General features: G+C 65.9%; 11 protein-coding genes. 9 read left to right on the plus strand and 2 right to left on the minus strand.

Annotation, left to right across the window (positions count from 1 at the left end):
* Nucleotides 1-7: 7 nt before the first annotated feature.
* The 6 genes from ACH4K1_RS06210 (at nucleotide 8) to ACH4K1_RS06235 (ending at nucleotide 13,853) form a co-directional block, all read left to right on the plus strand.
* Nucleotides 8-595, plus strand: a complete 588-nt coding sequence (locus ACH4K1_RS06210) for a hypothetical protein (RefSeq protein ID WP_398087124.1) — start codon at nucleotides 8-10, stop codon at nucleotides 593-595.
* 190 nt (nucleotides 596-785) lie between these two features.
* Nucleotides 786-2,819, plus strand: coding sequence for a hypothetical protein (locus ACH4K1_RS06215; RefSeq protein WP_398087126.1), 2,034 nt, complete (start codon nucleotides 786-788; stop codon nucleotides 2,817-2,819).
* Entirely contained in the window at nucleotides 2,819-3,781 is a 963-nt protein-coding gene (locus tag ACH4K1_RS06220; protein WP_398087127.1) for a hypothetical protein, read from the plus strand. Before ACH4K1_RS06215 ends, ACH4K1_RS06220 begins: the two co-directional genes overlap by 1 nt.
* 77 nt (nucleotides 3,782-3,858) lie before the next feature.
* The gene (locus tag ACH4K1_RS06225; protein ID WP_398087128.1) at nucleotides 3,859-9,237 is read left to right on the plus strand and encodes a DEAD/DEAH box helicase; all 5,379 of its coding nucleotides are present in this window, start codon (nucleotides 3,859-3,861) and stop codon (nucleotides 9,235-9,237) included.
* A 335-nt stretch (nucleotides 9,238-9,572) separates the two neighbouring features.
* Nucleotides 9,573-11,027 (plus strand): hypothetical protein, encoded by a 1,455-nt coding sequence (locus ACH4K1_RS06230; RefSeq protein ID WP_398087130.1) that lies wholly within the window; start codon nucleotides 9,573-9,575, stop codon nucleotides 11,025-11,027.
* Nucleotides 11,028-12,170: 1,143 nt separating this feature from the next.
* Nucleotides 12,171-13,853, plus strand: a complete 1,683-nt coding sequence (locus ACH4K1_RS06235) for an Hsp70 family protein (protein ID WP_398087132.1) — start codon at nucleotides 12,171-12,173, stop codon at nucleotides 13,851-13,853.
* A gap of 52 nt (nucleotides 13,854-13,905) precedes the next feature.
* Here the strand turns inward: ACH4K1_RS06235 and ACH4K1_RS06240 are convergent, their stop codons facing one another.
* On the minus strand, nucleotides 13,906-15,264 hold the full coding sequence (locus tag ACH4K1_RS06240; RefSeq protein ID WP_398087133.1) for a DNA cytosine methyltransferase: 1,359 nt from the start codon (nucleotides 15,262-15,264) through the stop codon (nucleotides 13,906-13,908).
* A 236-nt stretch (nucleotides 15,265-15,500) separates the two neighbouring features.
* A complete protein-coding gene (locus tag ACH4K1_RS06245; RefSeq protein ID WP_030124239.1) occupies nucleotides 15,501-16,190 on the minus strand; it encodes a hypothetical protein in 690 nt (229 codons plus the stop codon).
* A 127-nt stretch (nucleotides 16,191-16,317) separates the two neighbouring features.
* Between ACH4K1_RS06245 and ACH4K1_RS06250 the strand changes: the two genes are divergently transcribed.
* Genes ACH4K1_RS06250 through ACH4K1_RS06260 form a run of 3 tightly spaced genes read left to right on the plus strand, consistent with a single transcriptional unit; the run spans nucleotide 16,318 to nucleotide 20,400 of the window.
* On the plus strand, nucleotides 16,318-17,730 hold the full coding sequence (locus ACH4K1_RS06250; RefSeq protein ID WP_398087135.1) for a transcriptional regulator: 1,413 nt from the start codon (nucleotides 16,318-16,320) through the stop codon (nucleotides 17,728-17,730).
* Entirely contained in the window at nucleotides 17,730-19,562 is a 1,833-nt protein-coding gene (locus ACH4K1_RS06255) for a DEAD/DEAH box helicase (RefSeq protein WP_398087137.1), read from the plus strand. Before ACH4K1_RS06250 ends, ACH4K1_RS06255 begins: the two co-directional genes overlap by 1 nt.
* On the plus strand, nucleotides 19,546-20,400 hold the full coding sequence (locus ACH4K1_RS06260) for a protein NO VEIN domain-containing protein (protein WP_398087138.1): 855 nt from the start codon (nucleotides 19,546-19,548) through the stop codon (nucleotides 20,398-20,400). The genes ACH4K1_RS06255 and ACH4K1_RS06260 overlap by 17 nt, the downstream gene beginning before the upstream one ends.
* Nucleotides 20,401-20,402: the final 2 nt, after the last annotated feature.

Raw genomic sequence — 20,402 nt, forward strand, 5'->3', positions numbered from 1 at the left:
AGGAGCCATGGAGAACGAGGAAGCGTACGCCTCCTGGAACCGCCTGAAGCCCGACACCAAGTTCGCCGTGGAGCAGCTGGCGGCTGCGCTCGGAGCGGCTGGTGAGTCAGCCGAGGCGGTTTTCGATGCCTACCTGTTCGCGAAGAAGGATCTGGCCCGCTCGATGCAGGACCTGCTCCGCGCCACCCTTCCGCCGTCCCGTCCTGCCTTCGCAGAGCTGCGCTCGCGCGTCAGTGAGTCACTGCAAGAGCGCTTCGGCGACCGGATCCCCGAGAGATACCTCGCCGTCCCGTACGACTCCGTAGCCTGCCAGGACCTGTTCGGGCTCCTGCGCGAGAACCTGGGCAAGCCGGTGGATGCCGCGGTCCTGCGTGCCATCAATGCGGATGACATCCACACGGAGCGGCGCATCCGCGAACTGCGGGAGCTCGGACTTCGTATCGACTCGGTCAAGCACGACGGAGTCGGCTGCTACCTGCTGGCGTCGCTCTATCTCGATCCCGCTCAGATGCCAGCTCTCGTCGCCAAGGCAATCAAGAAGTCCTCTCTGCCTCAGGCTGAGCAGAACAAGCTGATCGCTGCCCTCGACGCGTGATCTTACTGATGCGCCGACCCGCGAACTCCACGTGTATCTCGGCCGGGTTGGTCTTGCCCACTCTGAAGACCCCGAGGTCAGCGGCCACTAGGATGACCCTGCTGGGAGCCGAGGTCGCCCTAGGTGCGATGGCCAGCCGTCCGTTCGCGGTGGTGACAGCACGGTTCTGCATGAAGAGTGGGGGCTCGGAGTGGGGTTCGCGGCGTATGCCGAGTGGCAGCACGCACTGGAGCAGGCCTTCTTCAGCGAAGAGTGGGACAGCCAACCGGTTGTCCTCTTCGTTGATGAGCGCGAAGCCAGGTCCCTGCAGCAGAAGTACGGGGTCAGTGTTCCGCTCGTAGAAGCGGTGAAGCAGGTCGTGCAGCCCAGTTCGCCGCGGCCGTTTCAGGCTGTGGAGGACTACGAGTCATCGCGGCGGAACGGCGAGCGCGCTCCGTCAGTGCTGCCGCTCCTGGCCTGCTCCGTGATCGCCGCCACTCGGATGGCGAATGACGGAACGCACAGGGCCAACAACTACCACGACCGCTTCTCCGAACTCCTGGCGGACAGGCCCGGCGTCCTGACCTCGCAGCACTACCTCCCCGTTGCTGAAATGTGGAAGCGCCTAGCTGCATGGCAGATGCGATGGCGTGGTTTCCACGGGGTGTGCACCATCCCTTCGATGGAAGCCCTCCCCCACCATCAGGCGCGGATCGGCTATGCCCTGTCTCAGGCAGTGCTGCGAGACTCGGATCGTCAGCAGTTGCTCCGGTTCTTCAATGTCATGCGCGCAAGAGACGAGGCTGCCTGGCCCTTGCCAGGGGACGCGCTGGTCAACGGGGTCAGCGTCTGGGACTACGAGGCCAAGTTCTCCACGTCCTTCCAGCACTCGCTGCGCGACCCTGACTTCCGTCCCCTCGTGGAAGACCTGCTGGCGGCGATCGCCGACGCTTGGGACGGGTCTGACGTCTATGCCCCGCATGGTTCCCTGCGCGGGGAGCTGCTCGTGCGCTTCGAAAGCAAACGGCTGGGCTGGCTAGTGCGCCTTCCGCAGCCCGGTGACCCGAAGTACCAGCTGGAGAACGGTGTCACCCTGCGCCAGATCGCGGCTACGGAGTACTACATGCCGGAGGGTCTCGCCCTCCCGACAGCTCGCAGTCTGCAACGGGGGGCCCAATTGCATGGAGACGGTATAACCGTCTCCCGCTCCGCCGCGCCCATCGTTCTGCTCCGCCAGAATGTCGCCCTGGACTGCCGTACCAGTGCGGAACGGTTCTTGCCGGGCGAGGACCACATGATCCTCTCAGCTCCCGAAGCGGCTCCCGACGTTGAGCGGCTCCTCAGACGTGCGGCCTCGCCGGGACGCAAGAAGGAGCCGGGTCGCCTCTCCTGGATGCCGGACGGTTGGACTCTCCACCATCACGTGGTCTTTGATGATCCCGTCGTCCTTCGCTCAGCCATCCTCGACACCGCCGGCGCGGTTGTAGGGGCAATGCCGGCACCGCGATTCAAGGCCCGCTTGCAGGGTGGCCTCCTGATCGCGCCGGACATCAGCCGCGGCCTGTACCTGGCCGGGGGCGAACCGGACCTTGCATTGCCTGACAGCGCTCCAGGGAGCGTTTTCCTTGATGGCCGGGACCTGCGATCAGGGCCCCGGACCGCTGCACCACTGCAGCTGTCTGCCTGCGAACCTGCCCCCGGCAGGCATACGGTTCAGGTAGAGGGAAGCAGTCTGGAGTTCACGACCGCGGAGTCGGCTCCTTCACTGCGCGAAGCAGCCGTTCCGATCGGATTTCCCCTCGTCGGAGGGTGCGTCAAGGCTTACGCGGAACATGCCTGCGGCGATACGGCGATACGAGGCGCTGCGCTTGGCGCAGGCCTGGCCGAAGCTGATGCTGAGTGGCCTGTCCTGCTATGTCGCCGTGGTGCCGACGAGACACTTTTCCTTTCAGCCGACGGACGCGGGTGGCGAGTTGCTGAGCCCGACATCCCGGGATGGTGGGAGAGGCTGCCCGAGACCCCATCGGGGTACTGCTTCGAAGTCCGCGTGCCTACCTGCGGTGGATGGATCTTCCAGAACAGTCGCGATGCCTGGCGTCTTGAAGCAGCTCTGCCGGCCTTCCCCAACCTGAAGCCGGATACGCATCGTGGGCGGTGGGCTCAGTCAGTACGTGCTGTAGCTGACGTCGGCATCGGGGACGAGTGGGAAGCATGCGTACGGCTCGCGCAGGAGGCCATGCAGTAATGGAGATCGGGAACCTGCTCCTCCGTTGGGCCAGCGAGGTCGGCTACGGGAAGATCGCTGACTTCAAGGCAGCTCTAGCTTGGACAACGCGCAGCCGGGGTGTCAGCGTCCGAGTAGGGGCTGAAGGGCGGTGGCTGCGGGATGTATCGGCGCTCGGTCACATCGATGTCGACTGGCGAGCCGGACGATGGGCTGTTGCGCCGCCCGTGCTGACGACCCTTCCCTACTCGGACGGTCTCGCAGTTCTCACTGGTCGGCGCCCCGCCGCTGTCAGCGATGCTGTGGCGGACCTCTACGACTCCGGCGAGCGGATCCATTGGATTCGCAACGAGACCGCCGAAGGAGACATCACAGTGCCCGACACCCTGCTGCTGGGATACGAGCACCCCGACAAGCTCCTACAGCACGCAGCGAGCGTCGGCTGCACGTTCGTCCCCTGTGCGTCCCTCCGTCTCTTCGCCCTGCTGCCGGACCTGACGCCCGGCCCTCCGGCCGCTCCTCCGGCCGTCGGCAACATCCACACGGTGGAGCGCTACAACCACGAGAACCGGAATTACGAGCCTGCACAGTCCTATTCTGAAGACGGGCTGTACCGATGGCGCAGCACTGACTGGGCGCGCCTCGTGCAGATCCGCCGGAGGCAGGAGTGGCACAGCACGGAGCATGAGAACGGCGTCTTCTTGGAGCATGCCAGGCTCGGGACAGGCACCATGCGGTGGCGGCCGGAGTCCGGCAAAGGCCGTGAACGGACCGGCAGGCTCTCTGTTGACTGGGGAGCCCCGCTTCCGCCCCTGCACGCAAGAGCCGCCGTTCTATGCACGGGAATCCAGCCTCGAATCCACGAGCAGGCCCAAATAGTCCGCTACGACAACGTTCCCCGGCATGCAGCCGAGAAGCTGGCCGCATCACTGCTCCAGCAGCTCGAAGTCGAGCCCGCAGCAACCCGGAAGGCCGCACGATGACGACTTCGTCCCCCAGCCCGGGCCATCCTTCGGCCTCTGACATCCCCGGCTCGTTCCGAGCGCTGCGGGACACCCTCATGCGTTACTACGACACGCCGTTCGCGGTCGATGACGATTCCGTCATGCGAGAGAGGCGGGAGCTCCTCAACACGGATGGCGGGGCGTGGAGGGAGCCGCTCCTTGAGCTGCGACCGCAGTACCAGATGAGCGGGATGCCTCTGGCGGACTCCTTCCGCGCGGCTGGGGCGCACCGCCAGGCTGCAGAGTTCGCCCGGTTCGCGCTGCCCGACGGCGTGGAGGAGCTCTTCCGCCACCAGCACGACGCCCTTGTCAGTGCGTGCGGGGACGGCCGGGACTTCGTCGTCACCGCTGGTACTGGTTCTGGCAAGACCGAGGCATTCCTGCTTCCGCTGATCGCCGATCTCGTAGCCGAGTCCTTCCATTGGACAGGGCGGGGAAGCAGCCAGCCCCGGTGGTGGCAGGGCCGTGAAGGATTCACTCCCAGCCGGAGCGGCGAGTCCGGCCACCCAGCAGCGATGCGGGCTCTCGTCCTCTACCCGACCAACGCCCTAGCCGACGACCAGTTGGTGCGGCTTCGCCGGGCCCTCGACAGCGATCCGGCCCGTGCGTGGCTTGACCAGCACCGCAACGGCCACCGCTTCTACTTCGGCCGCTACACCGGGGCCACCCCGGTATCCGGGCCTTCGGACTCCCGGCCCGCTCTGGACCGGATGCGCGGCTACATGTCGGGCCTCGAAGACCGCGAGAACCGCAGCGGCGAGCAGTCCCACGACTTCATTCCGCGTGCGGGCGGCTCCGAAATGCACGCCCGCTGGGACATGCAGCATGCTGCTCCCGACATCCTGGTCACCAACTACTCGATGCTCAACATCATGCTGACCCGGCCGCGGGAGGACCCGCTCTTCAGCGCCACCAAGCGATGGCTTGAGACCACCCCGGGGGCCCGCTTCACCCTCGTTCTCGACGAACTCCACATGTACCGGGGAACGGCTGGAACCGAAGTCGCCTACCTGCTGCGGAAACTGCGCCATCGCCTCGGCCTGGACTCAGCTCCCGACAAGTTCCGTGTCCTTGCTGCCTCTGCCTCTTTGGAAGCGGGACGCGACGATGACTTCCTTGAGGCATTCTTCGCGCTGCCGAGCGGTCGGCAGACGGTAATCCCCGGCCACCTTGTGCTGCCTGCGCCGCGGCCAGTCGACCTCTCGGAGCACCTAAGCGCACTGTCTGCGGCCGCCTCCCAGCAACTCACGAGCAGCAAGGCCAACGAGCTGCTGGACTCCACCGGCGCTGCCGACGCGCTCGCCCTGGCGCTTGCGCCTGCGGGAAAGCCGCAGGCCATGCCGCTGCCCGATGCTGCCGAGAAGCTCTTTCCCGGCGCGCCCACGCGCGAGGGGCAAGCGGAGGGGCTGCGGGGCGTCCTCAAGGCCCTCGCCGTCGCGGACGGAAAGGGGCGTCCGAAGCTCCGCGCCCACATGTTCTTCCGCAACATCGACGGCATGTGGGCCTGCTCGGACCCCATGTGCCCCGACGTACCCGGGGAACGCAGTTCGCGGCGCCGTGTCGGCCGCCTGTTCCGTACGCCCACCCCTCGCTGCAGCTGCGGCGCGCGCGTGCTGGAACTCCTGTACTGCCAGAGCTGCGGCGATCTCATGCTCGGCGGATACACCGTGCCGTCCTCGATGGGGCGTGAGGCGTTCAAGGGATCGCTCCATACGGACTTCCCTGACTTCGACCGGCTACCGGACGAGGTGACCGGCGCCCCCGATGCGGGCAACTACGTCGTCTACTGGCCGCGTGCCGCAGCGCTTGGTACGGAGGAGGCGTCGTGGAGCGGCGGCGAGTCCAACAAGGGTCGCCGTGCGGCGTTCGAGTTCCGGGAGAGCCGCTATCTGCCGGACACAGGGCGCCTGGTCAACGACAAGGCGACTCCGACCGGCTGGTCCTTCCACGTCGTACCCGACCGGACGGGGGAGGGCCGGCCCATCGACCTCAAGTCCCTGCCGGCCGTTCCTACCCGTTGTCCCGCTTGCGGAGACGACTGGGAGCAGAGGCAGGTCCGCGACGCCCGCACCGGGGCCATGAAGCCGGTGGGCATCGATCACCCGTCCCGCCTGCGCAGCACTCCGGTGCGGCGGATGCGTACCGGCTTTGAGAAGCTCAACCAGGTCCTGACAACAGAAGTCCTCGGTCACCTTCCGGACGCAGAGCGCAAACTCATCGCGTTCTCCGACAGCCGGGACGATGCTGCAGATCTTGCGAGCGGCCTGGCCCTGCGCCACTACCAAGACCTCCTCCGCCTTATGGCGGCCGACGCTGTGCAGGGGCAAGGCGACCCGCAGTCAGACCTTCGGCTGTTCAAAGCGTTCTACGGTGGCGGAGGCGCTTCCACCGACCGGGACCAGGCAGTCGAAGCCATCACTCGTCTGCGCGGCAGGCATCCGCGGGAAGTAGCCGACCTCAAGGACATCCTCCAGAACGACCCCCTCGCCGATCCTGCGCGGATGCCGGAACTCGAGTCCGTTCTCGGCCGCCTGCCGTCGTTCGCGGACCTGCGCTACGACCTTCGAGGGCGCCTCCTCGACCGGGGCATCAATCCTGGCGGCCCCGCGGCTTCCTTGCAGGAGCACAAGGGGATCCGGTGGACGTCTCTCTTCGACTGGAAGGGTGACCGGGGACGCAAAGCGGGCCTTATCGGTGACCAGGAAGATTTCCTCTCACGCATCGAAGACAACCTGGGCCGCGAGTTCGTGCAAGGGCTCTTTACTGGTGCCGGCATGGACTTCGAATCCCTCGGTCTCGGCTGGCTCAGCTTCTCCGACGACCGCTCCCCCATCGACTTGTCGGCGAGCTCCGGCCTCTCCCTGGCCCGGGCCAGCCTGCGGGTACTCGGCATGATGCGCCGCTTCAAGGAACTGCGCGGCGGCTCCGAGAAGCCGCCGGCTCCGCTGGCCCGATTCTGGAAGGCTGTCGCCCAGAGGGAGGGTACGGAGTACAGCGAGGTAATCGATCGCGTCCTCGCTGTCTGGGGAACTGCCGTTGTCCAGTACACGATCGACCCCGCCAAGGTCTCCTTGAGAGTAGGCAGCGGGTGCACCTGGACCTGTACCACCTGCCGCCGCCCCCACCTCCATCCTGGCGCGGGCATCTGCACCAAGTGCCGAGCCCAGCTGCCCTCCGACCCTCAGAAGTACGAGGGCGCGCTCAACGACGACTACTACGCGTGGAAGGCGGACAGCGGCACCGGAGGGTTTCCGTTGCGCGCCGCCGAACTCACCGGCCAGACTGACCGCATCGAAGCGCAGTCCCGTCAGGCGAGGTTCCAGGATGTCTTCCTCGGCGAAGACGACGTCGAAGCTGCCGACGGCATCGAAGTCCTGTCGGTGACAACAACTATGGAAGCGGGCGTCGACGTCGGATCCCTCCACACCGTCATGCTGGCCAACATGCCGCCGACGCGGTTCAACTACCAGCAGCGGGTCGGACGCGCCGGCCGGCGGGGGCATCCGACCGCGGTCGCCCTCACCGTCTGCCGCGGTCGCAGCCACGACGAGCACTACTTCGCCCGGCCTCAGGAGATCACCAACGCGCCGACTCCTGCCCCCTACCTCGCTCTCGGTATGGAGTCGGTTTTCAAGCGGGTCCTACTCGGCGAAGTACTCCGCCAGGCGTTCGCCTCAATCGCCGCCTCGGGGGTTTTCAAGAGCACACCGCTGACTCAGAACATCCACGGTGAGTTCGGTCTGGCCGAGGACTGGCCGACGCACTCCGATGCGGTCCGTCGTTGGGTCGCGGAACACCAGGGAGATGTGGCGGCCGCGGGACGGGCGCTCCAGGCCCGGACACCCGAACCGGTCGCATCTCTTGAGCCAACGGCCTGCGTAGATGGACTCATCGACCAGATCGATAAGGTTGCCGATGCCGCTAGCGGCCATTCCGACCTGAGCCAGCGCCTCGCCGAATCCGGCCTGCTTCCGATGTTCGGTTTCCCGACCAGGGTCCGCTACCTCTACACCCGTCTGCCAGACCGAAACTTCCCATGGCCGCCGGACGGAGCCATCGACCGGGACCTCTCCCTCTCCCTCACCAAGTTCGCACCTGGCGCAGAGACTCCTCGCGATGGGCGCCTGCACCAGTCGATGGGCGTTGTCTCCTTTCGGCCGGGCCTAACCAAGCCCATCGCGCAGGAGGAGCCCTTCGGACCCGAGAACTGGGTTGCCATGTGCCGTCTCTGCGCGCACATCCAGCCCGTGGACCAGGAGAGCGACGCTGTCTCCTGCCCGGCGTGCGGAGCCGCCGGGCGCAGCTATACGGCGTTCCCCTTCCGCGAACCAGCAGGTTTCCGCGCAGGCGAGCCGCGAGACTACGACGGATCCCGCGAGTGGGGCCGCGGCGGAGCGAGCACGCGCACCGCTGCCGACCTTGAGAACGACGCCCCCCGCGTTCGCCGCACGGCCGACGACTGGCTTGTTGTCCACGCTGGCAGCGGCAGCCGCTACACCATCAACAGCAACAACGGCCGCCTCTTCCGCTTCAAGAAGGCCAATGGCCCGTGGCGCGGCTATCACGTCGTTGACAGCCCCAAAGCCCAAGCAGACATAGAGACCGCACTGGGCGGTACTGAGCACACGGACATGCTCTTCATCGGCGCCCGTGCCGCAGTCGACCCCGTACGGGGTCTCAGGTTCGACATCTCCGCGTACGGCCAGCAGCACGGCTTCACCGATCAAGTGCACGGTCGCCGAGCTGCTTGGTACTCCTTGTCCGCCCTGCTCCGCCGCGCCGCGGCCCCGTACCTCGATGTCCAGTCTGAGGAGCTCATTGCCGGCATCCACGGGTCAGCCTCAACCGCCTCCCCTGTCTTCGCCTATCTCGCAGACAGCCTCGAAAACGGCGCAGGATTCAGCACCCATCTGGGCGCAGTGGATGAGATCGACAAGTTCCTAGGGACGGTCGTCACCTACCTGGAGAAATTTGGCGCAGCCCACGCAGATGAATGCCTCGGCTCCTGCTACCGCTGTCTTCGCGACTACTCGAACATGCGCCTGCATCCTCTCCTCGACTGGCGTCTCGCCCGGGACTTGCTGGGTGTCCTGCGCGGCGGGGACTTGCAGGTCGACACAGCGGCCCACGAAAGGCTGCTTGACCGCTGGGCTAGGGACCGGACAGAAATCGAAGCGAACCTACGTCGGACACCCGCTGGCCTCATCGCTGTGGTGGAGAGCGACTTCTCAGAAGAACCCCTCGCCGTGGCGGTCAAGCACCCCATGGAGTCGGCTGAGTCTGGGTCCATGGCGCTGCGGCTAAGCAAGCTGTCAGAAGCCGCTGTCGAGCTAGGAATTGCCGAGCGGACCGCGTTCGTGGATGCGTACTGCCTGGACCGGACGCCGGCGGCAGTGACCTCCGCGATTGCCCGGTACGCCGAGGATGAGCTGTGATAGGAAATCCGCTCTTTTCGCACTCTCCGGAGCCCGTGCCCGAAGTCGGCGGAGCCTCGGCCACGCGATTGGCACTCATCAAGCGGGAGCGACAGCGTCGGCTCTCCCTGATCGCTGCCCGGGCCGCAGGCAAGGAGGCACCCGGTTCCGCCCCCGCAGTGCCCCAGAGCCCTGAGCTACTCGACTCCGTACCGGGGAACTCCCCCACGGCGCGACTACCCGAAGGGTTTCTCTCCGAGGAGCAGTGGAGAGCTGCCGTCGGCGCGGTCCAACGCCTCGCTCAACGCGTACGCGCAGCGGGGTTCCCGGCAAACGGTCTCGAAGAGCGGGCTGAGGTGGCCGACAAACAGTGGTTGGCGGCGGCAGCTGTCTCCGCTGTTCAACCGCTGCGCTCCATCGCAGCCGTCTGCGTGCTGGCCGAAGCTCTGGACGCGTTCCCGAATCTGCTACCTCATCTGCAATCGGCTCGCGCACTGGCATTGGCCGACGACTTGCCCGGCCGGATCCCTGATGGCCACAACAGCGAGCAGGACGCCGAAGGCCGGAAGGAGGACCCCGACGCGGCGTGGAGACGCTACACCTCCTACATACGTGTGACCATGGGGATCCGCATCACTGAAGAGGCACAGCAGGAGCTCCTGCTGCACCTGCCGTTGCCTGTCATCGACGACCTGATCGACCAAGGGCGCCTTCGCAACCAGGGTATAGGTGTCGCTGACGACCGAAGCCTCTACTTGCAAGCGCGCATAGCCCCAGCACAAGTGCCGACCCAACGGCTCGCGGAACTCTGCTGGGACGATGAGATCGTACGGCGCAGTTGCATCACACGCCTCGCACAAGGCGACGTCACGGCCATAGACGACCTGATGCCGTACGCATCGGAGCCTTGGTCCCTGGCCTCCCAGCTGAGAGCAGTTCGTGACAGCGGCAACATCCCCAGAAGTCTTACAGATCACAAGTGGCTCTGGCCCGTTCTGGAGAATCTCGCTCCAAAAGCCCGGATAGACCTGACCGCCCAAAGAGAATTTGGAAGCTGGTTCATGGTCCGGCGGACTCTCTGGATGGTAAGGAATGGGAGTCTGGCGGAACTGCACGGTGACAAAGATCGCGCGGACATTTTCTTCCGACACGCGTGGGATGAGACGAGAGCCCTGCAGAGGCTCACGGCAGCCGCCAGGTGGGAAGGTCACAATACCCGCGCCTTTCTCCGCATCCTCCGGACTTCGCCCAAACCGTCGTATGACGATGCCCTGGAGGAGATCCATCCATCCTCTGCCCGAGAGAGGGTTGGCGAGGACCGGCTTCCTCCGCGAACCCGTGCGAACCTGGAGGGCAACAGAGAAGTCATCCGGAAGCTTCAGCACCGCCGGGAGAGCGCCTACGTGCTGAATCCCTACATCGCACTGGGACTTCAGGACCTGGCCCCCGAGTCTGAGTGGAAGAGCGCATGGCGAAGACTGCGCCGTCGCCTCAGCGGAGAAGGCGAAGCAATGGCGAACCAAGCCAAGGACGCCATCCAGGATGAGGAGCGCGGTCACGCCGTGACTGGATCCTTCCGGCTGCCGCTCTCTCCGGAAAAGTGGGAGCTGTCGTCTGCGGCCAATGTGCCTGTCCATGATGGAGCCCGACCTCTGCCGCGCCGTACTGACCCGGCAACCACCAGCGAACGCGAGTACGCGAGAAGCCAGGCTGCAAGTGACATCCTTCGAGCTGCCTGTACCACCCTGGGACTGCACGATGCGGCAGGTACCAGCTCAGCCCCCCATCTGAAAGCAGCAGCAAGTGAGTAGCAATTCGAATAAGCGCAAACTGACTTCGGGCGGCAGGTCAAAGCGGCGACGAAGGCCTCACCAAGGAAGCACCCCTTCCGGTACGGCCGATCAGAAGCAACAGACCGTTCCCAAAAGGAAGATGCCGATCTCTACTGGAGGCGGCCGAGAGGTACCGCGTGATCGCGCGGTTGAGATCCTCATCGGACCGGGCCATCCAAGAGTCGCTGTCGGCACATTTGATGCTGCAGCCCTGCTTGCCGAGCTGCTGTCTGTGCTCGAACCGAGAATCGAAGCCGGTTTGGGCGCTCTATGCGAAGCCCTCGGCGAGCAGGACGACGGCGGCACCGCACGTGCTGCGCGATCAATGGGTAAGCAGATCGCAGACTCCGTGCGCGCTGGCGTGGTCGAAGGTATGCGAGTAAGAGAGCGGCACCTTGCCCAACTGGCGGTGATCGACCGGGCAGCAGCCCACGCATCTTCTCTACGGGAGCTGCGGGATCGGATCGAGACTGAGCTGAAGCTCGCTGGTCTCCAGCGCGTGATCGAGCCCGGTGACCTGTCCGCGTTCAACCTGGCGCGGTCCAACGAGGAAACTGCTGCCGATGCACCTCCGACAGCGGGCGACGCATACGAGGTTCTGAGCCCCGCTTACCTGGATACCGAGACCAATCGAACAATCGAGTCAGGCTGGTTGCGGCCACTGGGGGCCGGCTTCGCGGAGCCTCCGCCGCGCGGGAAAGAGCACGGGAGTCACTCACGTCGGCACCCCCGGGGAGGGGCGTCCGAGACACGGCATGTTTCGGTCGGCGATCGGGAGCAGACCGTCCCCGATCTCCGGGAGAGCAGTGCGTCTCCGAACGAACGGCCCGCTGCCGACCATCATGACTGGCGCCTCGTAGAGATGGAGGCCGAAGGCGCCCCGTCGGAGAAGTTGCCTCTCCGGCAAGCTGAAGGTGTTGGCGAAGAGGCACCTCCGGTGAGTCCTGACGAAGGCCAGAAGTCCTATGCGGACCAGTCGATGCCTCACGTGGCAGCGGCACGTGGTGGAGGCGCGCGTTCGGCGAACAGAGCCGTTCCCCCACTCGTACGTGCATACGCGGCGAAGCTCCGCGGCCCGGAGCAAGCAGGGAAAAGCGACCACGCTGACGACAAGGGGGACCAGTGACTTTTGGAATCGACTTCGGTACCAGTAACTCGGTCGTTGCACGCTCGGACGGGTTGTCGAGCGAGATCGTTCCTGTCGACGGTGGAAACGTGCCTGCACAGTGGCGCCTTCCAGAGTCCGAGGACCTGTTCCCCAGCGTCCTCGGCATCCGGGAGCTGCAGCGCACGCTCTGCTTTGGCTGGACGGCGAAGACGTCTTCGACCGTCCCGATCGACGCAGTCAAGCGCATGCTCGGAACCCGTTCCGCGGGCACTGAGCTAGCTGACGCCGACAGCCCTCTGCTTGACGAGCACCACGTCTGGCTTGCCGGGCAGCCGTTCCGCAGCACGGCGGCTGCTGCAGCCCTCTTCTGCCAGATGAAGGAAGCTGCTCAGCGCGCTTTCCTCGACCTCAGTGAAGCTGTCATCACAGTTCCTGCGAATGCGACCGGTGGGGCCCGATACCGAACCCGGGCTGCAGCACGGTTGGCCGGCATCAATGTGAAGGCCCTCCTCAACGAACCAACCGCAGCAGCGATCTCTTATGCGAATGAAATTGACATCGCGGGAAATCTGCTCATATTCGACTGGGGTGGTGGCACTATTGATGTCACCCTGCTGGACTACGATGGCAAGTACTTCGAGGAGCTCTCCTCTCGAGGCATCGCGGCGCTTGGCGGCCTCGAATTCGATGAGGCGCTGGCCCGGATTGTCCTGGAGAAGCTCGGCGAGATCCCTGAAAAGATGTCACGGGGCGAGCGTGACAGATGGCGCAGAGTCGTTGAGCTCACGAAAATCTCACTCTCTCGACGGGATGTCTCTGAGGTTCCTCTCGATATACCGGAACTTGGGAAGTCTCTCAAAATTTCCCGTACCGAGTACACCGCGGCAGTGGCCCCGCTAATTGAGCGGGCAATGGAACCGCTGGCGCAGTGCCTGCAAGACACCGGCGTCACCCCGGCCGGCGTGGACGCAGTCCTGATGATCGGCGGTACTTCTCAGATCCCCGAGGCCCGGGATGCAGTCGCGAGCATCTTCGGCGCTGACCGCATCATCCCGCCTGAGCTCTGCAACCCCATGACAGCTGTGGCTCGCGGCGCTGCCATCTACTCCGCTGCTCTTGACGATCCCGACCATAAAGACCGCTTCAGCCTGGTCACCAACTACGATCTCGGGACCGCCTTCGATGCAGGCCCGCGCAAGGGATTCCAACCGGTGATCCGCCGGAACCGGACCCTCGCTGCAACCGGTGAGTGCCGCTTCCTTCCCTCGCGCCCGATGGCTTCTTCTGTGACCGTAGAGATCGTCGAAGGCGAGAATGGGTACCCTGCCGACAGTGATCGCGCCTTCCCACTAGCCGGTCTGGAGGTGAGGCTTCCAAAACCCGAGCAAGATCCTGAGCGGAATGCCCTGCTCGTCCGATTCATTTATGACCACAGCGGAATCCTGACCGTAAAAGTTACGCATGAGTCGACTCAGCGCCTTCTTTTCAGTGGCGAGATCGAATCCTTTGGAGAGGACGGAACCCCTCTCCAAGAAGGCTTGCAGAGCGAGCTGATCCGACTCCTTTCCCTTGCGGATACTCCACTGATAGAAAGGGGTGAGCGGCCCAAGGAGCCCAACGATGCGGAAGAGGAGAGGGAAAGCTCGCGCCTCGACTCAGGGCTGACCGTTAACGGCGTCCCTCAAGCAGCGGTTTGACCCGCATCGGTGGGAACCCCTTCTGGTCTCACCGGATCCACGATCGTGCGAGTCAGCTGATCTTGGAGCGGTGCTGGGTGAAGAAATCATGGCGCTGGTGGTCGTCCTGACCAACGAAGGCCTTGAACTCGCCGAGGGTGTAGGCGTCGGCCCCGTTGGAGCGCATCACAGTCGTCATCTCGAAGTCGTGCTTGAGGTGGTTAAGGTGCCGCTCCACCGTCGGGTGGTCCATGGCAGTGCCCGCGGCCGAGAGCTTCGTGATGATTTGGTCGACTGACAGCGCCCGTGTACTGCTGCGCAGCAGTTTGTATACGGGGTCGGTGACGACATCTGCAGTTTCCACGAGATCGTGGGGCTCGCCCTCCATCTTCAGGGCGTTGTAGATCGATTTGCCGAGTGCTTTAGCGACGGGAGGCGGGAACGCGTTGCCGATCTGGCGGTACACGCTGGTCTTCCGTCCGTGGAACCTCCAGCGGAAGTCGTCCTCCTTATCGGAGACCTCGCTATCCGCGTCCTGCCAGCCCTGGATGCGGGCGACCATGGCCGTGGTGAGCTTCGGGCGCGGGAGGCCCTCGATGATAGGGGGCCCGGCTGCAGTGGGCGCCTCGTCTGCTACGCCCATCGCGTCGACGCCCCTCTCCGCCCACGCGCGCTTGGCACGCGTGGGGCCCAGGTCGGCTCCGCCGTGCTTCTTCGACCCTCCGACGATAGTGGGCGCAATGCCGGTAGCTCGTTGGGCCCACTCCTTAGCGCCCGTCCAGCCGTTCTCCGCCATAAGGTCCTCAAGGAGCTCCCCGACGGACATGGCCTTCTCAGGGTTGGGCTCAGGCCAATGGAAGTAAGGTGCGTACTCCTCCTGCAACGCCACCAGGACGAAGCGGGGGCGCAGCTGGGAGACGCCGAAATGGTCCGCCTGGAGGAGTTTCCAGTCCGCGATGTACCCGTACTCCTTGAGCCGGTCGAGGACGTGCTGGCGATAGCCCGCGAAGCGGTTGGCGCTGAGTCCGCGCACGTTCTCCAGCAGCAATGCCTTCGGCCGCACCTTGCCGCAGAGCTCGATGGCCCAGGCGAAAAGATCGCGCTCATCGCTTGAGCCCAGCTGCTTGCCTGCGATGCTGAAGGGGGGGCAGGGCACTCCGCCGGCGAGAAGGTCCAGGTCCTTTGCATCGATGACCGGGTTCCAGACAGCAGGGTCCGCGACGTCGCCGACCTTTACGGAGTCGCGCGCCTCGTCTTCGCTGTATCCGAGGAACTCCACAAGATTGCGGCGCAGCGTCTCGGCAGCCTTGTCGTCGAGCTCGATGGCGAGGCGGTGGCGGAAACCTGCCCGCTCCAGCCCGAGGGTCTGGCCGCCCGCGCCCGCACAGATCTCGACGACCTCAAGCGGCTTCTCAGCCTTGACAGCCGACATTTCGATCTCCCTCCAGGCACGCCAGGCTCTCCAGCGCAGAACCGGCGGCGCCGCTGCAACCACCGTCATGAACACACGGGCATCCGGTAGCACAGGCTCCGCGCCAGCACCATAGTCGCAGGTGGCGGCCCAGGGGTGCTTCTCGGCCTCTGCGAATCAGACAAGGCTGGCAGTGTACGCGGCAGCAGTGACAGCTCGCATGATGATCATTAAACGCGATGAGCCTTCAGTGCTGGTCAGGCGTCCAGTGCATTGCGGACTTCCTCCTGCGCTTCGCTAGGAAGACGGCGGTAGGCATTCCACGCCCGCTCAAGCGCTGTCGAGCCGCGGCGGCCCCGCTCGGCCCACCGGGCCAGCCGCCGCTGATCTGCTGGGTCCAGGTTCTTGATCTCGGCGAGGGCTTCATCGGCGCGTACCACCTGGCCGCCGCCACCAGCACGGCATCGCTTGCATTCCGTGACGAGGAGCTCCTCCTCGCTGCCGTCGAGGAGAACAGAGGTACGCCGGGTGACCGAAAGCACTGCCGTCTGGTTCGAGTCATCCAGGTAAGGTTCTGCACCGCCGATACCGCACACCGTGCACATGTAGTCGTCGCGAGACAGAACGGCCTGGATCTGCTTGGCCGTGATCGCCTTCCGGGGCGCGGCTGCCCTGCGGGCCGCTGGATCCCACACCGGCACCCCGGCTTCCACGAAACGCTGGTCCTCGGCCATGAGCGAGGCGTCCTCAGTGTTCGTGTGGATGACCCACCCGTAGGGCCGGAGGTCTCGCAGGCGGCGGTCTGCCTGCGAGACGCCGGGGAACGCGTCGCGCAGCTGCTCTTTGGTGAAGGTATTGCCCTCACCGACCTCCTGGACGAGCCACAGAGCTCCCCTGATCATGGTTCCGCCCTTGAGCGCCGGGTCGTTCCAGGCGGGGAGGGTCACGTCTGCTCCGTTCCTCGGGTCGTCAGACGTGCAAGTCTGGATGATCACCCGTCCCGTTGTCAGTGACTCCTGCCATTATTCCTGACAAGCGCGTACGGCTGCTTACCCACCTAGGAGAGGCCTGGCTATGGCTGTGAAGTTCGGTGTTCCGCCCGAGGGCGAGCGGATCCGGTCCATGGTCGAGGAGCGGCTGAGGCAGGCCATGGCTGAGAACGGCGCCAAGGTCACGGTGGAGTGGCGCGGCGAGCAGAAGCACCTGAGCGTGATCTCCATGCCGGTGGACCTCCTCTACCTCAACCCGGACACCCACCGCATCCGCGCGCAGCGCACGCTGGACCCCGAACAGAACCAGGTACTCGAAGAGGAACCCTGGAGCGAGGATGCGCAGGACTACCTCGCTCTCCTCCTCAGTCGGAGCCCTGCGAATCCGACGCAGACGGACCCCGACTTCACTGCGCTGCAAGACGAGCTGGACGACTTCGGGCAGAAGGAGCCCGGCATCATCAGCCCCGACGGAATCCTCGTCGACGGGAATACCCGCTGCGCGGCCCTCCGCAAGATCGGGATCAAGGACATCCGCGTGGGGGTCCTGCCTGCGGACACGTCGCGGCGCGACATCAACAACGTCGAGCTCGCCCTCCAGCTCCGGAAGGACAAGCGGCGCGAATACTCCTACATCAACCGCCTCATCGCGATCGAAGAGGAACTGGCCCACGGACGCCGCCCGGAGGACGTGGCACGGGACTTCAACATCAAGACCACCACACTGCGCCAGGACCGGTGGGTCTACGAACTCGTCAACGACGCCATCGACCGCAGCAAGGATCCGGCCACCGGCGTCGGGCTGCGCCTGGTCGACTTCGAAGACCACCAGGAGAAGCTCCGCGAGCTGCAGCGCGACTACACCAAGCTCGCGAAGACGGATCCGGACGGAGCCGAGCAGCTGAAGGAGTCCCGGCTCGCGATGGTCGTCCTGAACTACCCGAAGACCTCGGTCCGCCTCGCTGAAGCCGACTTCCACACCCGTTTCCTCGACGAGCGGCTGCCGGCCGACCTGCGCCCCGCCGCGCAGGATTCCGCCGCAGTGTCCATCCCCGGCCTTCCGGGCGTCGCGGTCCAGGACGGCACCGCGGTGGTGAAGGCGACCCGGGCCCTCACAGACAGTCTGCTCAAGGCCAAGGCCGCGGCCCTCGCCGGCGCCAAGCTCACGCCCGCGGAGGTCACGCAGGCCGCTGCGAAGATCAAGTCGGCCCGCGGCACGTTCGACGTCGCAGTGAAGATGGCAGGCCAGAACGCCCAGCTGCAGAAGCGGAAGATCGCGGTGCCCGAGCGCCTGACGGACGCCGCCGACTACGTGAACCAGTGCGCAGCGGAGTTCGCCGAGGCGAAGGCGAAGCGTGCCCTCGACGAGGACTCCTTCGACGACGCACTGCTCACCCTCCGTGCGAGTCTCGCGCGCCTGGCCAAGCAAGCGGGCCGCACGTTCAGCTCGCCGGGGGACGGCGTCGAATGGCTGCTCAACGCCACCCGGGAGAGCTGATGGGAATGCCCGCAACCGCTCCGAGCCTGGAGATCGGCTTCGGTGACAGCGTGGCGAAGGCCCGCTTGCGGGCCGGCGCCGGGCATGAGGCAGACCTGCGCCGTCTCGCCCTCCGCTTCCGCAGCAGCGTGCAGCGCTCCCCCGTGAGCATGGACATCGACATCGACGACCTCCTGACGAACCTCGTGGCGCTTACGGCATGGCCCGCGCAGTCGAGCGTCTCGTGGGACCCGCAACTGGCCGCCCTTGCGACGGACTCCGCAGTCGACGCCCAGACGGTGTCCGAGCGCCTCGACCCGGCGGCCGGAGGGGCAGACGAAGTACCCGAGAACGAGGTCGACGCGCTTCTCGGCCCCGGGTGGACCGCGGACCTCACTTCGTTCCAGCGCCGGGACATCGCCAAGCTCCTCTCGCTGCGCCACGGGGCCAACTTCTCCGTCCCCGGGGCCGGCAAGACGCGCGTCGGACTCGCCGTCTTCCAGGCGCTGCGCACGACCAAGGGCGTCGAGCGCCTGCTGATCGTCGGCCCGAAGTCCTGCTACGAGTCGTGGCAGTACGAGAACGAGCAGTGCCTCAGCGAGCCGCTGCGCATGGAGGTGCTGTCCCGGGACACCGACCCGGCAGCGGACGTGCTCATCATCAACTACGAGCGCCTCAGCCAGTCCGTCGAAGAGCTCGGCCAGTGGCTGACCATCCGGCCCTCCGTACTCCTCCTCGACGAGGCGCACCGGATGAAACTCGGCGTGGAGGGAACGTACGGGGCGGCCTGCCTCGCCCTGGGCCCGCGGGCACGCCACCGCCTGATCCTGACAGGCACCCCGGCTCCCAACGGAGTCAAGGACATCGAGAACCTCTTCGGTTTCGTATGGCCCGGGTACGGGCGCCAGAAGGTGACGCAGGCCGTGGCCGGCGGCGACCTCGCCAAGGCCAGCCAAGTGCTGCGCCCGCTGTTCACCCGCACGACCAAGCACGAACTGGGGTTGCCCCCGGTGACAACGACCCTCCGCACCCTTCCGATGCCCCCGCTGCACCACGAGGTGTACGAAGCCCTCATCGGCCGGTTCTCCGCCCGGGCCGCCGGATCGGAGGGCGACTTCCAGGCCCTCGGCAAGATCATCGTCTATATGCTGATGGCGGCCACCAGCCCGGCCCTGCTCGCTGTCGGCACAACCCGCTACGAACCGCTGACGTACCAGGTCCCGCCTCTGGCCGTGCCCGAGGGCAGCCCGCTCTTCGACCTCATGCGGGACCTCCCCAGCTACGAGATGTCCCCGAAGTACCGCGAGGTCCTTGCCATCGTCGCGAGGAACGCGGCCCAGGGCCGCAAGACCCTGGTGTGGTCCACGTTCATCCGCAGCCTGAACACCCTGGAGCGGGTCCTTAGGGAGTTCCGACCGGCCATGGTCCACGGAGGCACGGAGGACCGCGAAGCAGAGATCGAGCGCTTCCGGAAGGATCCAGACTGCATGGTGCTGCTGTCCAACCCGGCCACGCTCGGCGAGGGCATCAGCCTGCACCACGACTGCCACGACGCGGTCTATGTCGACCGCGACTTCGCCGCCGGACGCTTCCTGCAGAGCCTCGACCGGATCCACCGCCTCGGCCTCGCGCCCGAAGCGGAGACCCGCATCACCGTGCTCGCCTCCGAAGGGAGCATCGACGAGGTCGTCGAGCAGCGGCTGAGCGACAAGCTGCTCTTCATGGGGCGCATCCTCGACGACCCCGCCGTCCAGGAGCTCGCAGACCTCGACGAGGAGCCATCCGTCGGCGGCGGCCTCGACCAGAGGGACCTCCAGGCGCTGATGGGCCACCTCCGTGGCCGTCCCGCCTAGCCCCGTCCTGCGCGCCGCCCTGCGGTGGCTGGAACGGCTCCCAGACTCCAGCCCCGCACGGTGCCGCGCACTGTTCACCAACCACGCCGACTACAGCGACCTCACCCCCACTCAGTACGAAGCGGCCTACACATGGCTCGGCGAGACCGGCCTGCTCGCGGACCTGGACAACATCGCCGCAGCAAGCGAGCCCCTCTTCCGCGCCGCTCTGGCCTCCAGTGGCGTGCCGTGGCTCCAGGACGCCGACATCCTCGTGCGCGGCCCGGAGGAGCTTCCCGAGGATGCCCTGCGGGCCGCCGATGCCCTGGGTATCTCTGAGAACCAGGCGTACGAGCAGGTCAGTGCGGTCTGGGGCAAGGTCGATACGGAGGCGCGGGCCCTCATCGGCAGCGCCGGCGAGCTGGCCCTCATCGAGCTCCTAGCCGAGGCCACTGACGTCCGCATCGAACACGTCGCCGCATACTCCGACGGCTTCGGGTACGACATCGCCGTCCACGCGAGGCGGCACCCGCTGCATATCGAGGCGAAGAGCACGGTGCGACGCGGACGGCTGGCCATCTATCTGTCCCGCCATGAGTACGAGACCATGCGCCGCGACCCGGCATGGCAACTCGTAGCCGTACACCTCACGCAGGACCACAAGATCGCTGCGGTCGCATCCGTCTCTGCCGAGTGGATCAGCGCCCAAGTTCCGCAGGACGGGGGCCCTTTGGGGCGGTGGGAGGCGTGTCGTCTCGACGTACCTCCTGAAGCGGTCGTCCCAGGCATCCCGCGGCTGGCCCCTTTGCTCGGGGCAGGGACGGCCGGAGCAATGCTTCGAGGCGGCGTGAGCGGCTGAAG

This window comes from Streptomyces sp. NPDC017448, from assembly GCF_044330565.1.
Lineage (GTDB): Bacteria > Actinomycetota > Actinomycetes > Streptomycetales > Streptomycetaceae > Streptomyces.

Excerpts from the sequence above, each read along its gene's own strand:
- ACH4K1_RS06240 (WP_398087133.1), bottom strand. The coding sequence starts at position 15,264 with ATGTCGGCTGTCAAGGCTGAGAAGCCGCTTGAGGTCGTCGAGATCTGT.
- ACH4K1_RS06225 (WP_398087128.1), top strand. The coding sequence starts at position 3,859 with ATGCGTTACTACGACACGCCGTTCGCGGTCGATGACGATTCCGTCATG.
- ACH4K1_RS06210 (WP_398087124.1), top strand. The coding sequence starts at position 8 with ATGGAGAACGAGGAAGCGTACGCCTCCTGGAACCGCCTGAAGCCCGAC.
- ACH4K1_RS06220 (WP_398087127.1), top strand. The coding sequence starts at position 2,819 with ATGGAGATCGGGAACCTGCTCCTCCGTTGGGCCAGCGAGGTCGGCTAC.
- ACH4K1_RS06250 (WP_398087135.1), top strand. The coding sequence starts at position 16,318 with ATGGCTGTGAAGTTCGGTGTTCCGCCCGAGGGCGAGCGGATCCGGTCC.
- ACH4K1_RS06255 (WP_398087137.1), top strand. The coding sequence starts at position 17,730 with ATGGGAATGCCCGCAACCGCTCCGAGCCTGGAGATCGGCTTCGGTGAC.